Raw genomic sequence first — 18,083 nt, 5'->3', positions numbered from 1 at the left:
ACATAGGTATTGCAGCTACACTTAAATAAAGAGTTCCAGGTAACAAGCAATCATAAAAGTCTTTTTGTTTAAAAGCGATGTTTTTTTGCCATCGGTTCTATATATGTATTTAATATCCACATTAATACTTTCCATACCCTTTGTTGGCTAGGTGGGAGATGAGCGTTATATACATAACTGTATTCGATCTGCTGTGTTGCACCACGATTTCGTTTAAACTCTCCAGCCCCAGCACTACAATGACAAATTAAATCTTTTTCGATAGAATCCATTGTAATAAGGAGAGACAGTATACGATATAAACCTTGTTGCTGGTCAGAGTTTGTATTATAGCCAAGAATCGGCGTTGTCATAACTCCATCCCTAATAAAATAAGCAATAACACCATCAATTGTATCCCCTTTTTTTATGGCCTTTATCTCAAATAAACGATGCTGAAGAGCATTCCATAAATAAGCGGGTGTAAACATTGGGTTATGTGCGGAATATTTTTCAATATATAGTTGGTTGTATAGCTGGGAAATTTGTAAAATATCCTCCTTTGTTAATTCTTCATTTGTAATGATTTCATAATTGCTTTTCTCTAATAAACTTTTATCGTTTAATAAGTCTTTTCGTTTTTTTCGATTCATTTTTTTATAGTGTTTCGGATCAAATAAGTATATAGAACGAGACATAATTTTCTTGTAACCTACTGTAGATAGTGCTTCTGTCGTTACAGGATATAATTCGTTATTTAAAGAGCGAAATAAAATTGTATACTCTGGAAATTTCTCAACAAATAGATTTGTAATTTGTTCGATTTGTTGTTCGTTAATAGAGTGATAAAGGTTTGTTGAAAGCATCCAATTATTTACGACAATTACTTTATTCAAATTCGTTCGTCGTAACCAACTTCCCATAAGATAAATTGGATAGGTTAATAGCTTCTCTAACCATGGTTTTTTCAACTCCCATAGCTCTTCTAACGCATAAGATACGTAATGTGTATAAGGAGAACATACATATGAATTTTCGAACTCTGCGTTATTAAGAGTAACTGGCAAGATAAGATCATCAATTTCTAATAGAAAGAGCTGTGTGTTAACATTTTCAATAAATACTGTAACGCCCTTTTGAAACAGTGGCAGAAAACTATCTCGTACATATGCTCCATCTTTTTTGGATTCCCAATCAATGCTATGCAAGGAATGAACATCGTGCAACTGAATCATTTATGTTCACCACGCCTTACAAGACTTTCTATTCTTTTTAATTTTTTATCATATACTTGAATATCGTAATGTGAAAAGAAAAAATGTGGTATCGCACACTTTTTAGTAGCCCACAGTGTATGTAATTCTTGCATTACCTTTGATTGACATAATTCGAGATTTTCAGGTCGTGCTTTAAGTTTAATTTCAATTTTGTCTACGCTATGTTGTATCACTTTAAATTCTTGAATGTCACTAGATGCAAACAAAATTGCTCTTCTAATGAAATCAGGAAAAATAGATATTTCGCTATTATCCAATTCACTTATTCCAATAAATATATCGTCGCATCGACCGTCAATTCGTTCTAATGCTAAGAAAGGTGAGCCACAGCTGCACGGCGTTTTTTTCTCAATTAATATGTCATTGAGACGATAGCGTATAATCGGCTGTGTTTTCCTCATGAAATCAGTAATAATGGGAACGAATATCCCCTTCTCTTGATCTAAGTATTCTTTTTCAATATGAACGAGGTCTTCATTCATGTGTAATGTCCCCTGCTTGCAGGTGGTAGCAAGAAAACCTTCTGTACATTGGTAAACTTGGTGTACTGTCTGCTTGAAAGTTGCACGAATAAAGTCTCTATCAATATCTTCAAGCACTTCTGCTACAGAGATAATTTTCTTAGGACAAATTGTAATCAGTCCTTCTTGCTGCCAGTAAGCAATTTTCCGTAACATAGACGGAGGTGCGATTAAAATAGATGGCTGTATTTCATTTAATCGCGTGATATGCTGCTGAAACGAATCTAGTAAATCAAAAAAATGAAATGAGATTCGCTTATTTTTTGTCGCTTCGTATAAATTGCTATTTGCACGTAAGAAAAAAGCTATCGTATGTTTATGTAAAATGCTAGAAGGAAGCACCTTTCCAATAATCGAGCCAGCCCACAACGTTTGTTCTTCCTCGGAAACGAGAAAAACCCCGCGATTTCCACTAGTGCCTGATGATAAACCGACAGTTATATTACGAATGGTTGGTGAGAAATTCCGGGTCTTCTCTGCTTCAAATGCTATATGAAACGCTTCTTCCTTTGAAATATGGACTGTATTTAATGTATCAAAATGTTCCATCATTACTTCTTTATCAATAATCGGGAGTGCAGACAAATTCCCTTTTTCAATTTCATGTAAAAACGGCTTATATAACTGGCGATAAAAAGGCGACGCCTCTATCGCGAACAAAAGTTGTTTTTGTATTTGTCGTTTATGAAACTGTTCCAACTGTTTGCGATTTGAAAATCTCAAGCCATATTTTGTTTTCAAGTATTGCTTGAGAATCCGTAGTTTATTCATAGTACACCCCTGCTTTAATTTTATCCCATGTATGTTCACAATGAGTTGGTACAATTTCAATCTCAGGTGATGTTTGTGATAAATGGTGTAACTTCTCAATATTCTTTCGGTAAGATTTTGGGTCGCTCGTTAAAAGGTTTGCAACCTTACTAGGAAAGACAAGGTTTTGATACGTTTTACTTAGCCACACTGCGTCTGCACAAAGAAAGACAATTTTATTACTCTGTAAATGGACAAATATACCAAATTGACCAGTTGCATGTCCTGTTAAGTCAACAGCAAATAATGAGCCATCATCAAATACATCATACCCCTCTTCAAACTTTCCATATGTAGAAGGTAAGTTAAGGGATGGAGTTCGATCAATAAATGTCATCCTCTGCTCTAAATCCACCGGCAGTGTATCTTTTAGACACCCTTTTAATAGAGCACCAAATTTACTTCTCTTTTTAATATCCTCATAAGCTTTTGCGAAGGTTAGTATTTTCGCTTTCGGAAAATCAGGTAAACCAGCAGTATGATCGCCATGAAAATGAGAAAGAATAATATATTTAATTTCTTCTGGCTGAATACTATCAAGAAGAAGTTGTTGTTTAATAGATTGCTCTTCCGTAAAATGAACAGGCGTAAGTTTTGCATATACAGAGTAAGGAAATTTTTTTGTCGCCTCTTTAAAATGTCCCGCATATCCAGTATCAAATAAAATATATCCTAATACTGGATGCTGGAGTAACCCTACTGTAGCTGGAAAACATATTTGTTTCCAACTGCCCTTGGAGTATGCAATTTTTTCTGGATGTGTACAATATCCTGTATCATATAGCTTTAAAGATTTGATTTTCATTGTATTTTCCACCAGTCTACAAATTTTGTAATTCCTTCTTCTATACTGATCTTTGGAGCATATCCTAGTTCTTCTTTAGCTTTATCAATATTTAATGTTTGGCTTTTTGAAAGGACACTAACAGTATATTTTGTGAGAATAGGTTCTTTTCCAAATAAAATAGTTTTTGAGATTCCTTCTAGTATAGCAGCTAGTGAAAAAGCGGTTTTGTAGGAAATTTTTTTATATTTTACTTCCTTATCAAGACGCTTCATTACATTTTCTATGACCTCATATAAATTGATACGTTCGTCATTTGTTATATTGTACTTTTGCCCTAATGTATGTTTTGGCGAATGCATACAAAGAAGTAAAGCATCTACAACATTCTCAACATACGTAATATCAACAAGAACATTTTCAGTACCAATTCTCGGTAAAGCACCCTTTTCACATACTTTAATAAGACGCGGAAGAATCGCGTTATCTCCTGGTCCGAATAAAGCGCGCGGGCGTATTGTGATAACTGGTAAACCATGCATGAAAGCTTGATCAATAGCTTGTTCAGCCATGTGCTTCGTTGTTGCGTAATGATTTACAAATGCATCAGGAAGTTTCGCGTTTTCTACTACATTTTGTCGTTCATCATAATAGAAATAAATACTTGGTGTTGATACGTGGATCAGGCGTTTTATCCCGTACTTTTTACTTCCCTCGATAATATGTTTCGTTCCTAACACATTCGCATTATAAAAATCTCCATATTTGCCCCAAGGGGAAGAAAGTGCGCCGCTATGAAAGATATAATCTTTATCTTTACAAACTTGTAGCACACGATCTCTGTCTTCAAGAGGACAGTAAACAAACTCAATTCCATTTTGTTCTAATACCTTACCAATTGTTTTATTTCTCCCTGTTGCCGTTACTTCATAGCCCATATTCTTCAGTCGAAAGGCGAGTTTTTGTCCTAGAAAGCCCGTTCCACCAGTTACTAGCATTTTCATAAATCTTCACCATCCCACGATATGTCATATGTTGTTTGCTCTAAAATAGTCCGTTCATGTTTATAACTTTCACGCCATAATTTATACATGCTAAAAAACTGATAAAAAAATGGTTTCCAATCATTGTGACGATAAACGATATCTGGAAAAGAGCATAGAACTTTTAACCATCGCTTACGTTTTTGTTTACTTTTTAAATAAGGAAATCCATATAAAAGCATCGCTAACCGAATTGCACACTCCGAATTTTCTTTTGGAATGAGTGTATTGTTTACTGTTTCACGAAAGAAAGCGGGCAATATTTCCTCATCGAATAAATGTAATCCACTTGTAGTACGTGGATTACACTCAATCGGCATCGCATCTCCATCCTCTGTAACGATAAAATCAAAAGCAATTTGTCCTGAGAAATTTAGCTCTTTTACAATATGTCTCACAAACTGATCAATTTTAGGATGATTCATATGCTGAAACGCAATGGTAGCACCTAAGCCTGCCGTAAATTCCGTTTTATACGAAGAGTGCGCTAACACTTCCCCAGATTGTGCAATACTGTAGGAACAATGCTGCGTTCCTCGTATAAACTCTTGCATAATATAATTCGACTTATCTATCATGCTTTCTTTTAGAGCATCCTCTTTTGTAATAAATTCCACTTTATCAGAAAAACGGGAGAAAATCGGCTTTCTTACAAAAGGAGTATGAGCTGGTGTTTTGTGCATCATTGAACTTATCCCTGCTTCATTATTTATTCTATATGTTGCAGGTACTTGCCACCCTAAATTCGCTACGAACTGAATAAATTCCCACTTATTATGCAGTAATGAAAGTTTTTGAAAATCATCTACTAATACATGACAAAATGCATTTAACTCTTCTCTATATTTAGATATGTAAAACACTTCTTCACAAGTAGGAATAAGCAAATCCACATTGTGTCGTTGAATAATGGATAGTAGCGCACGGATACTTTCATTTGTTTTCCACTTTGGAGAAGGAATTTCATAAAAGTAATCCGTACACTTTGAAACTTTACTTAATGGATACGGAATACTATCTGCAATAATAACGGTATGTCCGGTGTTATGAAACAGTCTGCATAAATGCAAAGTTGCTGGTGCACGTGCCCCTGTAATTAATACTGTTTTCTTAGTATTCAAGAAGGATGCCCCCGATAGAAAGTCCTGCAGAAGTACCTAGTAATAGTATTTTATTTCCACGTTGCACTTTCTTTTGCTTAATCGCTTCGAAAAGAGCGACTGGAATAGATGCGGAAATCATATTACCGTAGTCTTCAAAAATGGTCATAAAGCGCTCTTCCTCAACCCCTAGTTTTTTACGAATGAGTCTCATAGCTGGTCCACTCGCTTGGTGAGGAACAATTAAATCAATATCGGCCAGGGAATAACCAGTATCCATAAGTAGCTTGTCGATAAACTTCAACAAATACTTAGAAGATAGTTTAAAAATGGCTCTTCCATTCATATCGAATAAGAAGTCTTCTTTTCGTTCCTCACTATACTCGCGAGGATGAATCATCGTTCCACCGCCACGAATTTCTGATAAATGCGCACCAGAGCTATATGTTTCCATATGAGAAGCAATAATAGAAGATGTATGATCGCCTTTTGTTATGACAACAGCTGCCGCACCGTCACCAAATAAAATGCTGCTTTCATTTTGGCCCCAATTTAATCCGACAGAAGAAATTTCAGAAGAAATAATAACAACATTTTCGTATCTCCCGCATTCAATTGCGTACGAAATTGTATCAAGTGCTGTTATGAAACTTAAACATGTTGAGTTAATATCAAAACATGGAATACCAGAATGCTGTAGCCCGAGCTGTTCTTGAATAAGTGATGCTGTAGAAGGAATCGCCTGTTGAATCGTTCCGCTTCCGCAAATAATACAATCGATATCATCCCAAGTTAACTTAGCATCTTCTACAGCTTTTTTTGCAGCTTCCGCCCCCATATAAGAAGACGTCTCCCCATCAACAAAATATCTTGTTTTTACCCCAGCTTTTTTTAATGTCCAGCCTTCTGGCACTTGTAGCATACGATCTATTTCAAAAGATTCTACCTTTCTTTTCGGAAGATATGTACCAATTCCTTTTATACTAATATATCTTTTCATTTTCTATCGCCTCTTAATCTTTTTATAAATTTTAAAATTCCGTCATATATAACTACTGTTGTGGATAAATACAGATTTTCTTGTAAAATTCTGCTATCCCATTATGTACATCTAATCCTACTTCTCTTCAAAAAAGAGCCAGTTCTCTACTTGAGAACTGGCTCTTTTCGCATGAGAATTCTTCAAATACATACTTTAGAAAAACACTTTTATATCAATTTAATTATATTATAACAATTATCCGAAAATAATTAATAGTATTTTTTGTAAATAAAAGTGAATATGTGGTATGAACTTACGTGAGAGGATCGTTTATTGAGCAGCAAATATAAACATATGGAACGTATATACATCTCATTTAAACATCTTCTATTTTCTCTTTTGTTTTCAAAAAAATGATTTCTATAATTGGATTGACAGAGCTTTAGATAGTAATGCCAAAGATATATATACCTACCATCACTAAATTTAATTTCCTTTTCTTTTATAGACACATCACTATGCCCTATAATACTTTCTATTTCTACTATTCATGTCTTCCGCTCCATACAAAACTCTCTTTGGATTTATAACAATCATTACAACTGCTACCACTAAATAAAATATCGCGTTATACATGATTAGATTTATTAAATTTCCGTTTATAATACCAATAAAAAAATTAAAGAATTGATGGATAATGATTGGAATAATTAAATTCTGATTCAAGTTGTAAAATGCAGTCATGACGATTTTTATAGATATGATAGAGATCATAAAAAATAGAATATATTTAATTAGGTCCATGCCAACAAATCCTGTAGTAAACCAAATAGGTAGATGCCACATCCCCCACCAAAATCCAATGATTATTGAAGCTTTTAATGGTGAATACTTCTTTTGAAGTTCAATTTGTGCAAAGCCTCTCCATCCTAGTTCTTCTCCCAATGGCCCCGCAAGAAAGTTTTTAACAAAAAAATAGATTAGCATTCCCCATGAAGAGACAGTAAAAATAGAGTCTACTTCACTATTTTTAGACACGACAAACAAAATCATTAGAAATATAAAAGTTTGAATCGCACTCACAATAAGAAGGACAGAAACTTTAAGTTTGTTCTTGAACTTGTCTTTTACAAATTGTATAAAGCTCTGACCGGGATAGATTTTTTTAAATAACACGGCAAAAGCAAAAGTTGAGGACCAAGACGATATACAAAACATTACATTAAAAACCCATGCTGGGAATCCTAGCATACTTGTAGCTCCTACAAGTAAAAAAAGTGGCAGAAAAATAATATTGGTTAGTACAATAAAACTAGCTACTGGCTTTTTTAATTTCTTTTCTCTATTCATGCACAATCCCCATTTCAAACTAAGTATTTCGTAAACATAATAGTATTTATATTTACAGATACTTTCAGCTTAAACCTGGGGGTTACTCACAGGTCAATACATGTCTGCATTATTTTACAGGTGCATAAATTTCTAAAAATATACGCTCAAGTTCATCTTCATACGTGGTAAGTAATATATTTATATACACTAGCCCCAAAAGCTCATATCCTTGTTCTATCGCCGCTTTTCTTAAACTGGATTCCACATTATGATCAATACTTTCCCCACCAGTTGCCCACCTTCCATCTTCAATAACTGTATAAATACATTTTGGATGCGATAGAATTTTTCCTTCCACTCTTTTATCAGAGCCCTCTACTTTTCTTACAATAATAAATTTATCTTCTATAATACCTTCTTCATTGAAATGTATAACTCTTTGTAAAGAGTTTAAAGTAACTGCCTTTTTTAAGCTATCCGTGTTCTTTTTCAAAGATTCATATTCATCATATGCAGTAAAATGCTCTATTTCTCCGTTTACTTCTAAAGGCTTCATTTCTTTTACTACGTATTTCCCTAAGAATTGCTTTATTTTTTCACAATCTTCTTTTACAATTTGAACCTTTTTTAAAAGAAGATTTTTATATTCTATCTCCTCTAAAACTTCTTGTTCTTTCTCTTCCAACAGTGATTTTATTTCCTCTATACTCTTACTTTTTCTTAATTCCTGAATTTTTTTTATTTCGATATCCATTTCCCTATAGAAATTGACCGTTGTTATATCATATATATCCAAATGATTATATTTTCTATACCCATTCTCAATATCTTGCTTCGGCTTGACCAAATCTTTTTCCTCATAAAACTTTAAAGTATCTCTAGATACATCTAAAAATTTAGCAACTTGTCCAATTGTGTACATTACGCTCTCCTTTATCATTGCTACTTAATTTATTACATTCATACTTCATATTCTTTACATTATCGAATTTCCCTTCCTAGTTAATATTTCCCCCTTGTTCTCCCACAAAAAAGACACAGAGATTTCTCCCCATGCCTACTAATCCTCTACTTCTTCACCGCATGCACATAATACACCGTCTCAAAAGCTTCTAAATAATCATTTCGTCCTTCAAAATATAATTTATTTATGTCTTCTGGCGATAAATGCTCATAAATGAGTAAGCCCGCCTTCTCTAACAGTGCTTCCATTTCGGTATAAGAAAAACATGATTTCATCGGTTCTCCGCCTACTGCAGCCATTTTCACCATATTTTCCACTCGATTGGACAATCCGTTTTCCGTAAATAAATTTTCATCCGGATAATCGAATACGATAGAGCTCCCCTCTGGAACCATTTCGAATAAGTATTCTATTAAACTAGAAAGCTCCTCTTTCGTTAAATAGTACGTAACACCTAATAGACTAAAGAAAGTCTTTTTATTTTCAAATCCTTCATTCCGTAACTGTTCGTAAGAAAATCCTTTCGTAAAATCCATTGAAACAAAATGAAGGTTGCTTGGAATTTCAAACTCTGCTTCTTTCACTTTTTGTATTTTAAACGCTTGCGTAGAAGGATGATCCACTTCAAATATTTTTATTTGTTTTTCTAATTCTCGATGTCTAAAACTAAATGTGTCTAAGCCTGCACCGAGTATGACGTATTGTGTCGCGCCTAATGCAATTTCATGCAGCAATACTCTTTCACAATACGCCGCGCGTGCCAAAGGTGTTGGGGATAATTGAACTTGTGTAATCCATTTTAATATTTCTTGTGGATTGTCTTGAAACTGCTGTGCAATGTCTGTATCGAAAAAATGTATTCCTTGAACCATATTCGTTTCAATATTGTTACGTTCTTTTTGTGAAATGAAATCTTTCGCTACATAATCATCAAAGATTTTAGGACGATCGAATTCACTATGATACGCTCTTCCGAAAGCTGATACTAGCGACGTTACACTTGCTTCACCTTTTTTCACGCACATACACTCCTTCATTTTGACAAAAAAATAGGGTTCCCCTGGCCAGGAGAACCCTATTATACACTTTATTTTTACATTGGTAAATTATAGCATAAATAAGTTTTTTTGTCAAGTTTCTAGCCTACTACCACTCCGACACTTTGTATATTCTCTGGCAGGAAAACCGTAATTATTTACACAAGTTTTCGAATTATTTATCCATTCTTTTTTGAGCAGTATTAGTATCTTGAGATACTGGTATATGTTCGGTAGCTCTAGATAAACCTGTTTTTGGCATATTAACATAGATTGCTTCAGAAGCGCCTTTTTCTATTTGATACGTTTCGTGAAAAACACCGACACTCCCATTATCTTTAATCTTATTATTATATGATTTCCAAGCATTTGAATGATTTTTTCCGTGAGCATAGTTTACTAATTCATCGAATCCCTTCCAGTATTGAATTAAGACCACCTTTCTCCAACTAAAGAAGAATTCTGTATGTAAGAAACCCCATTGTGGGTTTTGATACAATTCTTTAATCATAGGTCCCATAGCATTAAAAACTGGTATCCACTTCCAAAATTTTAATAGGTTATTTATACGCATACCAATAATAAAAACAACAAATTCTTGATCCTTACTATTAGCTATATGCCTGCCGTTAAAAATTTTAGCTCCCACTTTAATCCCCCTTTTTTACTGAACATAAATCATGCGCAGCTTCCAAATAAACCATAACACTTTCCCATTAATTTTCCAATCACTTCAACATAGATTTTATGAAAGGCTGTATTTAATAATAAAGGGTATATGTTTTTACCTTTTTATTATTAATATTTGTTTTAAATCTCCTTTTCATCAAGAACATTTTCATAATATATTTCAGTAACGATAGCATTACTGCCTCCATTCTAAACAGAATATTTTTTTGTAAAACTTTCAGCCCATTGCTACTCAGCCACTTTGCATATCCCCCAGCAGGAAAATTGTCAATTCACATCGAATACCCAAATTATAACAATACATATGGAGGCCAATATGAAACGATTCGTCATTATTACCGTAGGAAAAACACACAGCGGAAAAACTACATTTGCTAAAGAACTAGAAAAAGAGTTCCCCCACTCTTTCGTTATGGATCAAGACAACCAAGCACAATTTATTAACACTCATTATGAAAAATTACAGCCGGCTGAAGGCGCCAATACATTTAAGCACGGTCTTTCGAAATTCATTGTTGATTATGCAAAAGAATATACAAGTTTACATCTTATTATTTGCAACTCAAATAGAAGCCGAAACGGCAGGATGTATTTACTCAATGAATTGTTTCCAAAAGAAGACTATGTACGCATACTCGTTCATTTTGACATTCCAAATGATGTACTTTATGAAAGAGTAGCTCGCAGCACGCGAAGTACCAATATTTTTAGAGGTGGATATTCTAGTTTTAAAGAAGTACTCGATCGACAACAGGCTGAATCGCAACATGAAGATGTGGTCGATCCTATAGAAAACGAGGCTGATTATTTGTTCGTTATTCGTAATAGTAAGGATGTAAACTCTACTATAAAAGAAATTGTTCATCTAGCTAAAGATTTGTCCCCTACTCCAAAATAAGAGAATTACATAATGATAGATTATTATGCAAATACTTCCTCTAGACATCGTACATGGTATATAATGATAAGATAATCTACTTCTATATGCTCATTTTCACACAAAATAGCTCATGCATATGAAAGAAAAGAGGTACAAAAATATGAAAACAAAACAAACTATCGCTGCGTCTACACTAGCTTTAGCAATGATTGCTGGCGCAAACTCTGCTCATGCGGAAGTAACTGATGCTACTCCTCAGCAAAGTACAGGAGATCGATTAGCTGAAATTAAGCAACATAAACAAGAGTTAGATGCGAAATTGCAGCAACACAAAGAAAACGTGGATCAAAAGTTGAATGAACTTAACCAAGTTAAGGAAAATGTTGATACGAAGGTTAATGAACTACATGAGCGTAAACAAGTTGCTGATGAAAAAATTAACGAAATAAAACAACGTAAAGAAGAGCTAAATGCAAAACTTCAGCATGACAAACAAATCGCCGAAGATAAAATCGCTGAAATAAAAGAGCATAAAAAACAAGTAGAAGATAAAGTTGCTGAAGTTAAAGAACATAAGCAAAATATCGATAACAAAGTGAATGAGATTAAAGAACATAAACAAACTGTCGATGAAAAAGTGAATGAAATTAAGCAACATAAAGAGAACATTGATCAAAAGGTTAATGAACTTAAGGAAGTTAAAAAACAGGTGGATGAAAAATTAGCTGAGTTAAAGAAAGCAAAACAAACTGCTGAGGACAAACTTGCTGAGTTAAAAGAAAATAAGCCGCATACTGGGAATACGTTAGAGGAACTTAAGAAAATTAAAGGCAATTTAGATAGTCTTTCCGCTAACTTAGAACTAGCGAAACAAGATGTAAAAAACAAACTAGCTGAATTACAAAAAGCTAGAGAAGATTTACTAAATAAAATTAACGAAATAAAACAAGCGAAACAAACTGTTTCAGACGATTTAACAAAGAAAAAACAAGACTTAGATATTAAAATCAACGACTTTAAACATACTGAGAAAAAAATTGAGGACAAATTAGGTGAGGTACATACTACGAAGCAAAATGTAGATAACAAAATTAATGAAGTCTCTCAATCGAAACAAACTGAAACAAAGACTGGTACTACAAACACAAACAATAACGCTAAAGAACTTCCTAACGCTGGTAGTGAGCAATCAAATAATATGGCTTTAGGTATGTTATCTGTATTAGGCGGAATTTTATTAGTAACTCGAAATAAAATTAAAACGTTATTCTCAAAATAAAGCAATTATACAAAGGCCAACCGCATGTACGGTTGGCCATTTTTCTTTATATTAACTTCCCATCTCGAAGCGTCAATATACGATCACATACATCAAGCATTCTTTCATCATGTGTAATCATAATTGCTGCTTTTTGGCTCTCTTTCACTTCACGTTTCATCATTTCTACAACTTCACGTGCACGTTTTGAGTCTAAGCTTGCTGTTGGTTCATCCGCTAATATTAAATCCGGATTGTTCATAAACGCGCGAGCGATTGCTACCCTTTGTTTTTCTCCGCCAGACAATTGATTTGGATAATGATTTTTCCTTTCTCCTAATCCAAATGCTGCTAATAAATGATCCGCACGCTTTTCTGATTCTTGTTTGTTTTCTTTTTTAAGCTTTGCAATGTAAAGCAATTGTTCTTTTACATTTAAATATGGAACAAGATTTGCGAACTGGAAAATGAAGCCGATTTTTTTCAAACGAATGTCTGTCATTTCTTTTTCTGATAGCTTCGTAATATTTTGCTCACGAATGTAAATATCCCCTTTTGAAGGTGATAATAAAGCACCCGCGATTGATAATAACGTACTTTTCCCTGATCCAGAAGGACCGACAATTCCGATAAACTCTCCAGCTTTCACATCAAGCGACATCGGATGAAGGGCTGTTACTTCTGTATTCCCTTCTCCGTACACTTTACTTACTTTGTCTAATTTTAATAATGAAGTCATTACATCCCGCCTCCAATTGCTTCTAATGCATCAACTTTTAATACTTGGTATAACGAAATAAGTGTTCCTAAAATACTAATGACGATAAAGATTGCTGCATATTGTGCAATCATCGGTGTTGTTAATAAGAATGGCATACCTGCTGGTAAAATTTGTTCTAATCCTTGTACAAAAACAATACTGATTACCATCGCAACGACTGATAAGAATAACGCCTGTACGACTAAGCTATTTGCTAAATAAGAGTTCTTCGTACCAATTGCTTTTAATACGCCTAATTGCTGTGTTTTTTGCAATGTAATGACGTAGAAGAATACGCCGATTAGTAACGCAGCGATAACTAGTAAGAATGCAATGATCATCGTTAATGTCCCTTGCTCTTCTTTAAATCCTGGAATACTTTGCAGTACTTCTTTTTTGTCAATTACGTGTGCACTTTTAATCTCTTTATCTGTGTTAAGTGCAATTGCACTATAATCTTTTTGGTTTGGTTGTGAAATAGATCCCCATACGTCTTCATTTACATAAACGACTGGTGTATGGCTAAACATTTGATCTTTCGTAAATCCAACGATTGTAAATTCTTTCTTTGAAACAGGATCAATAATTGTATCTCCAATATCAATTCCTTTTTCTTTAATTGATTCATCAGCAACCATTTCATTATTTGCTGTGCCTAATTTCTCACCTTTTACAATGTTCGGCTCTAAAAATGAATCGCGCTCACTTGAGAAAATAGCGATATCAACCTTTTTCGAACTATCTTTCTTTTCATACGTTGAAACTTTTACACGAAACGGAACAGCCTCTTTCTCGCCTACTTGATTTACTACGTTATCAACATCGTCTTTCTTAATTTGTGAACGAAGTAATTTATTTTCCGCATCATCTGCTAAAACGAACTTATTTGCCTCCATATTTTGAATCGATGAAGCATTATCATATGATAGTCCATTTGCTAATCCTGAAATAACAAGAACTAAAAATGATAATAACACCATAATAAGTCCGATTAATCCATATCTTAATTTTGATTGTTTTAATTCACGCAGAGCTAAAAACATTTCGCTCGCTCCTTCCTCTTTCTTTCTATGCACTTATCATAAAAAAGAATTATGAACGGAATATGAACAGAAGATTACAGAGGATAAGATTTAATTTTCAGAAAGTATTGAAAATAATTGAAATCCTTGATACAATTCAGTCAAATAATCTTGACCGAGTAATTTCATTTAAGGAGTTGATCATTTTGAAGCCCATGTTCACACTAACTACTTATAGCCAACTAAAAGCAATGAGCGATCCACTACGTGTCGAAATGATGATGCGTCTATGCGAACGTCCTTATACAGGACAATTACTATCTGAGAAATTCGGCATTTCAAGGGCGAAAATTCATTATCATTTAAAAGAATTAGAAAAGAACGGTTTTATAGAAATCGTTTATACAGAAGAGAAAAATGGCATCGTTCAAAAGTTTTATCAATCTGTCGCGAAAGGCTTCACCCCTGCCGCAGAACTATTACCTCATTTAGAAATATTAAGCGAATCAGGTCGCCAAATCTTTTTACAAATGACGGAAAGAACGAAAAGCCATATTCTCGCTGCACCAGAAGAAGCCTTTACATTACGAAAAGAAAGCGAAGATCCAGCTGAGTGGAATTACGTTTCATCTTGCTGGGAGTTTGATGCCACGCCAGAACAATTTCAAATGTGGGTGAAAAAGTTTTATGAATTGATGGGTGAATTAAACGAGATCACAAAAGACGCGGATAAAGATCCAAATAGTAAATCTTACTACATTTCTACTACTGCCCTACAAATCGAAGAACGAGCAATGCAGCGATTTGTGAAAAAAGAAGAAAAATCGTAATACGATTTTTTTTATACAAACGGTCAAATTTATTTTACCGAATAAATTTATTATAAAGGAGTAGATTAAATGGACGTATTAAAAAACCGGAATTTCCTCTTACTGTTTTTAGGGAGAATTTTTACAAACATAGGAGATAGCTTATACTATGTAGCCGCGATGTGGCTCGTATATAAGCTAAGTGGTAATCCTTTCTATTCTGGATTGGCTGGTTTTCTTACGTTATTACCTTCTGCACTTCAATTTCTTACCGGTCCATTCGTCGATAGATGGTCAATCAAAAACACCCTCGTCATCACACAAGTTCTGCAATGCATTCTTATATTAATCATTCCTATTACACACTACTTCGATCTATTAACAGTTCAACTACTACTCATCATCATGCCCATCGTAGCCTTTATCGAACAATTCGCCTATCCCGCACAATCAAAAGCTTTACCACTTCTACTGCATAAAACACAATTATTAAAAGGAAATTCACTCTTTTCATTTGCATATCAAGGCATCGATTTAATTTGTACGACGCTTTCTGGCATATTAGTAGCACTATTTGGCGCAATCACTTTATATGTAATCGACTCTTTTACATTCGCGATTACTGCCCTATTATTCTTTTCGTTGAAAATGCCAAAGCAAACAGAAACCAATACATCGCTATCAACTAAACAATATTTCACTGATTTAAAAGAAGGTTTTTCGATCGTCTTTCGTTCATTAATGGGCGTATTCTTAATCGGTTCAGTAGTCGCTAATTTTTCAATCGGTATGACGATGGCGATACTCCCTTCTTTCGCTGATTCTTTAGGAGGTGTGAAATCATATGGGTTCTTCTTAGCTGCTATATCAGCAGGTAGTCTTATCGGTGCATTATTCAGTTCATGGGTTGGCAAACGTAATGTTGGCCGTGTCTCCATTATTAGCTTTGCGACCGGCGCTATCTTTTGGTTTCTCTCTACGATTGTACCGTTTCAATGGCTATCTATCTTATTATTCGGCCTAGCCTGGATTCCAATTGGTGCGACCAACATATTATTTGCGACAATTAGTCAAATTGTAATTCCAAATCAATATATCGGGCGCATCAATTCAGTCATGCGAAGTATGGGCACAATCGCTATGCCGTTCGGTTCTTTAATTGGTGGATATGCTGCAAATGTATTTAGTAGCCAACTCATTTTCACGCTCGCTAGCATCGAAATTTTATTTATTTCTCTCGTATGGCTGCTTCATCCGAAATTACGAGCATTGCCAAAAGCTGATGAAATTACTGCGGATACTTTTGGGGTTCGGTTTAAAGTAGAACGTGGGAAAGGTGCGGCTTTATAGCTGCAGTGAGAGGGTACGTGAAATTTATATCGGCGATTTTTCGATTATATCGACTTACCGACAAAAAACGACAAAAAGAAGAGGCTGTTCCCAAACAGCCTCTTCCATCTATTTCGGAAGCTCCACCTGAACAGTAGTCCCTTCCCCTTTCGTACTATACACTGAAACATTTCCGTTATGCATTTCAACAATCTTCTGCACAATCGATAAACCTAAACCGCTACCTTCTACATTTCTTGCCCTTGCTGTATCTACTTTGTAAAAACGATCAAATATACGATCCATTTCTTCTTTTTCCATACCGATTCCGTTGTCTGATATAGAGATCATCACACTTGACTCTAATTCTTCTACAACAAATTCAATCGTTCCAGCATCGTTCGAAAACTTAATACTATTCGTAAAGATGTTACTCCATACTTGATGAAGTAAGTTTTCATCACCTTGTATTATAATATCCGGCACATCAAATTCAACGGCGATATCTTTTTCACGCCATTTCCATTCGAGCATAAAAATGACGTCTTTAATTTGCTTCTGCAAATTGAATTCTTTTATTTGCAACACTTTCTCTTCTTTATCTAATGACGCTAGCGTAAGTAACTGTTTACATAAACTAGACATTCGCTTACTTTCGCCCTCAATAATTTGTAAGTAATGGTTTCTTTCTTCCACGCTCATCTTTTCTGTTTGCAACGTCTTCGAAAATCCTTGTATGGAAGAAAGCGGTGACTGGAATTCATGTGAAACGTTCGAAACGAATTCTTGTCTCATTTCATCTAGTTCTTTAATACTTTTCGTCATCTTTTGGAAGCTTGTAGATAACGTTCCTATTTCATCTTTTCGTTTTACGTCTAATTCAATTTCATATTTACCACTCGCAATTTTTTGCGTGGCGTTCGTAAATTTACGAATCGGACGAACGATATAACCTGCTGCAATCGCTATGAAGATGATACTTAATAGTACGATAAATCCAAGTAATACCGCTAAGAAAATTCGCATCTCGCCAAATTGGTTCTGAATGTCAGGACGAATAAATAAAGCGTACTGTTTATCACCGTGTTGTACTGGTACACCGACACTATTTATTAATTCATTATCGAAAAAACCGGTAATAAATAGGCGAGTCGGATATGTAGAAACGCCATTAAACGTTTCGCCATTCAATACTTTATGAACGGTATCATCACTTATCGTCGTCTTACGAAACGCATTACCGATACGCTTTCCATTCTTTTGATCATCGACAATATAAATTTCATACCCTAGCTTCGCAATAGAATGTAAGTATGCTTCTTGATTTTCTTCACTTTGCTTTTCATATAACGATTTTACTTCTTCCGCATACTTTAAAATCTTTTCACTATTGTACGGTTTTAACTTCACTTGATAGTACACATTTGTTAATAAAAAACCGATAATACTGCTAAGTAGCATGATTCCAACCGTCATAAAAACAAATCTAGAGTATAATGATTTCAT

At 34.4% G+C, this 18,083-nt stretch carries 17 protein-coding genes; 4 read left to right on the top strand and 13 right to left on the bottom strand.

The genetic code is table 11. The features are described 5' to 3' along the window. Nucleotides 1-68: 68 nt before the first annotated feature. The 10 genes from ACUXEY_RS02465 to ACUXEY_RS02420 form a co-directional block, all read right to left on the bottom strand. Nucleotides 69-1,214: a hypothetical protein gene (locus tag ACUXEY_RS02465; RefSeq protein ID WP_461299999.1), complete on the bottom strand. Its 1,146-nt coding sequence runs from the start codon at nucleotides 1,212-1,214 to the stop codon at nucleotides 69-71. Then, entirely contained in the window at nucleotides 1,211-2,548 is a 1,338-nt protein-coding gene (locus tag ACUXEY_RS02460) for a F390 synthetase-related protein (RefSeq protein ID WP_461299998.1), read from the bottom strand. The genes ACUXEY_RS02465 and ACUXEY_RS02460 overlap by 4 nt, the downstream gene beginning before the upstream one ends. After that, on the bottom strand, nucleotides 2,541-3,392 hold the full coding sequence (locus ACUXEY_RS02455; RefSeq protein ID WP_461299997.1) for an MBL fold metallo-hydrolase: 852 nt from the start codon (nucleotides 3,390-3,392) through the stop codon (nucleotides 2,541-2,543). The genes ACUXEY_RS02460 and ACUXEY_RS02455 overlap by 8 nt, the downstream gene beginning before the upstream one ends. Then, the gene (locus ACUXEY_RS02450) at nucleotides 3,389-4,375 is read right to left on the bottom strand and encodes an NAD-dependent epimerase/dehydratase family protein (RefSeq protein ID WP_131250147.1); all 987 of its coding nucleotides are present in this window, start codon (nucleotides 4,373-4,375) and stop codon (nucleotides 3,389-3,391) included. The genes ACUXEY_RS02455 and ACUXEY_RS02450 overlap by 4 nt, the downstream gene beginning before the upstream one ends. Continuing rightward, nucleotides 4,372-5,535: an ATP-grasp domain-containing protein gene (locus tag ACUXEY_RS02445; protein WP_461299996.1), complete on the bottom strand. Its 1,164-nt coding sequence runs from the start codon at nucleotides 5,533-5,535 to the stop codon at nucleotides 4,372-4,374. The genes ACUXEY_RS02450 and ACUXEY_RS02445 overlap by 4 nt, the downstream gene beginning before the upstream one ends. Continuing rightward, a complete protein-coding gene (locus ACUXEY_RS02440; RefSeq protein ID WP_000833208.1) occupies nucleotides 5,525-6,514 on the bottom strand; it encodes a beta-ketoacyl-ACP synthase III in 990 nt (329 codons plus the stop codon). The genes ACUXEY_RS02445 and ACUXEY_RS02440 overlap by 11 nt, the downstream gene beginning before the upstream one ends. A 498-nt stretch (nucleotides 6,515-7,012) precedes the next feature. Beyond that, a complete protein-coding gene (locus ACUXEY_RS02435; RefSeq protein ID WP_461299995.1) occupies nucleotides 7,013-7,846 on the bottom strand; it encodes a lysostaphin resistance A-like protein in 834 nt (277 codons plus the stop codon). A gap of 109 nt (nucleotides 7,847-7,955) precedes the next feature. Continuing rightward, entirely contained in the window at nucleotides 7,956-8,750 is a 795-nt protein-coding gene (locus tag ACUXEY_RS02430) for a MerR family transcriptional regulator (RefSeq protein ID WP_429602522.1), read from the bottom strand. 146 nt (nucleotides 8,751-8,896) lie between these two features. Then, nucleotides 8,897-9,817 carry a class I SAM-dependent methyltransferase gene (locus ACUXEY_RS02425; protein WP_461299994.1) on the bottom strand — a complete coding sequence of 307 codons (921 nt, stop codon included), beginning with the start codon at nucleotides 9,815-9,817 and terminating at the stop codon, nucleotides 8,897-8,899. Between the two features lie 187 nt (nucleotides 9,818-10,004). Next, nucleotides 10,005-10,478 (bottom strand): DUF4188 domain-containing protein, encoded by a 474-nt coding sequence (locus ACUXEY_RS02420; protein ID WP_000501002.1) that lies wholly within the window; start codon nucleotides 10,476-10,478, stop codon nucleotides 10,005-10,007. A 357-nt stretch (nucleotides 10,479-10,835) separates the two neighbouring features. On the opposite strand from ACUXEY_RS02420, the gene ACUXEY_RS02415 reads away from it, so the two are divergent. Then, entirely contained in the window at nucleotides 10,836-11,417 is a 582-nt protein-coding gene (locus tag ACUXEY_RS02415; RefSeq protein ID WP_461299993.1) for an AAA family ATPase, read from the top strand. 142 nt (nucleotides 11,418-11,559) lie between these two features. Then, entirely contained in the window at nucleotides 11,560-12,678 is a 1,119-nt protein-coding gene (locus tag ACUXEY_RS02410; protein WP_461299992.1) for an LPXTG cell wall anchor domain-containing protein, read from the top strand. 46 nt (nucleotides 12,679-12,724) lie between these two features. Here ACUXEY_RS02410 and ACUXEY_RS02405 read toward each other — a convergent pair whose 3' ends face one another. Both ACUXEY_RS02405 and ACUXEY_RS02400 read right to left on the bottom strand, forming a co-directional pair. After that, nucleotides 12,725-13,396, bottom strand: a complete 672-nt coding sequence (locus tag ACUXEY_RS02405) for an ABC transporter ATP-binding protein (RefSeq protein WP_000202604.1) — start codon at nucleotides 13,394-13,396, stop codon at nucleotides 12,725-12,727. Beyond that, complete coding sequence (locus tag ACUXEY_RS02400) at nucleotides 13,396-14,460, bottom strand: ABC transporter permease (protein ID WP_074594144.1); 1,065 nt, start codon at nucleotides 14,458-14,460, stop codon at nucleotides 13,396-13,398. The genes ACUXEY_RS02405 and ACUXEY_RS02400 overlap by 1 nt, the downstream gene beginning before the upstream one ends. A gap of 185 nt (nucleotides 14,461-14,645) precedes the next feature. Between ACUXEY_RS02400 and ACUXEY_RS02395 the strand changes: the two genes are divergently transcribed. Continuing rightward, nucleotides 14,646-15,269 carry an ArsR/SmtB family transcription factor gene (locus ACUXEY_RS02395; protein ID WP_166703071.1) on the top strand — a complete coding sequence of 208 codons (624 nt, stop codon included), beginning with the start codon at nucleotides 14,646-14,648 and terminating at the stop codon, nucleotides 15,267-15,269. Nucleotides 15,270-15,338: 69 nt separating this feature from the next. Continuing rightward, nucleotides 15,339-16,598, top strand: coding sequence for an MFS transporter (locus ACUXEY_RS02390; RefSeq protein ID WP_461299991.1), 1,260 nt, complete (start codon nucleotides 15,339-15,341; stop codon nucleotides 16,596-16,598). Nucleotides 16,599-16,706: 108 nt separating this feature from the next. Here the strand turns inward: ACUXEY_RS02390 and ACUXEY_RS02385 are convergent, their stop codons facing one another. Then, nucleotides 16,707-18,083: a sensor histidine kinase gene (locus tag ACUXEY_RS02385; RefSeq protein ID WP_429602527.1), complete on the bottom strand. Its 1,377-nt coding sequence runs from the start codon at nucleotides 18,081-18,083 to the stop codon at nucleotides 16,707-16,709.

It is taken from the genome of Bacillus sp. F9_6S_D1_P_5 (genome assembly GCF_054823925.1).
This window is presented reverse-complemented; position numbering and strand designations above follow the sequence as displayed.

What these genes read in the sequence shown, in the direction of transcription:
- ACUXEY_RS02465 (WP_461299999.1), bottom strand. Translation starts at nt 1,214, where the DNA reads ATGATTCAGTTGCACGATGTTCATTCCTTGCATAGCATTGATTGGGAA.
- ACUXEY_RS02460 (WP_461299998.1), bottom strand. Translation starts at nt 2,548, where the DNA reads ATGAATAAACTACGGATTCTCAAGCAATACTTGAAAACAAAATATGGC.
- ACUXEY_RS02455 (WP_461299997.1), bottom strand. Translation starts at nt 3,392, where the DNA reads ATGAAAATCAAATCTTTAAAGCTATATGATACAGGATATTGTACACAT.
- ACUXEY_RS02450 (WP_131250147.1), bottom strand. Translation starts at nt 4,375, where the DNA reads ATGAAAATGCTAGTAACTGGTGGAACGGGCTTTCTAGGACAAAAACTC.
- ACUXEY_RS02440 (WP_000833208.1), bottom strand. Translation starts at nt 6,514, where the DNA reads ATGAAAAGATATATTAGTATAAAAGGAATTGGTACATATCTTCCGAAA.
- ACUXEY_RS02435 (WP_461299995.1), bottom strand. Translation starts at nt 7,846, where the DNA reads ATGAATAGAGAAAAGAAATTAAAAAAGCCAGTAGCTAGTTTTATTGTA.
- ACUXEY_RS02430 (WP_429602522.1), bottom strand. Translation starts at nt 8,750, where the DNA reads ATGTACACAATTGGACAAGTTGCTAAATTTTTAGATGTATCTAGAGAT.
- ACUXEY_RS02425 (WP_461299994.1), bottom strand. Translation starts at nt 9,817, where the DNA reads ATGTGCGTGAAAAAAGGTGAAGCAAGTGTAACGTCGCTAGTATCAGCT.
- ACUXEY_RS02415 (WP_461299993.1), top strand. Translation starts at nt 10,836, where the DNA reads ATGAAACGATTCGTCATTATTACCGTAGGAAAAACACACAGCGGAAAA.
- ACUXEY_RS02410 (WP_461299992.1), top strand. Translation starts at nt 11,560, where the DNA reads ATGAAAACAAAACAAACTATCGCTGCGTCTACACTAGCTTTAGCAATG.
- ACUXEY_RS02405 (WP_000202604.1), bottom strand. Translation starts at nt 13,396, where the DNA reads ATGACTTCATTATTAAAATTAGACAAAGTAAGTAAAGTGTACGGAGAA.
- ACUXEY_RS02400 (WP_074594144.1), bottom strand. Translation starts at nt 14,460, where the DNA reads ATGTTTTTAGCTCTGCGTGAATTAAAACAATCAAAATTAAGATATGGA.
- ACUXEY_RS02390 (WP_461299991.1), top strand. Translation starts at nt 15,339, where the DNA reads ATGGACGTATTAAAAAACCGGAATTTCCTCTTACTGTTTTTAGGGAGA.
- ACUXEY_RS02385 (WP_429602527.1), bottom strand. Translation starts at nt 18,083, where the DNA reads ATGAAATCATTATACTCTAGATTTGTTTTTATGACGGTTGGAATCATG.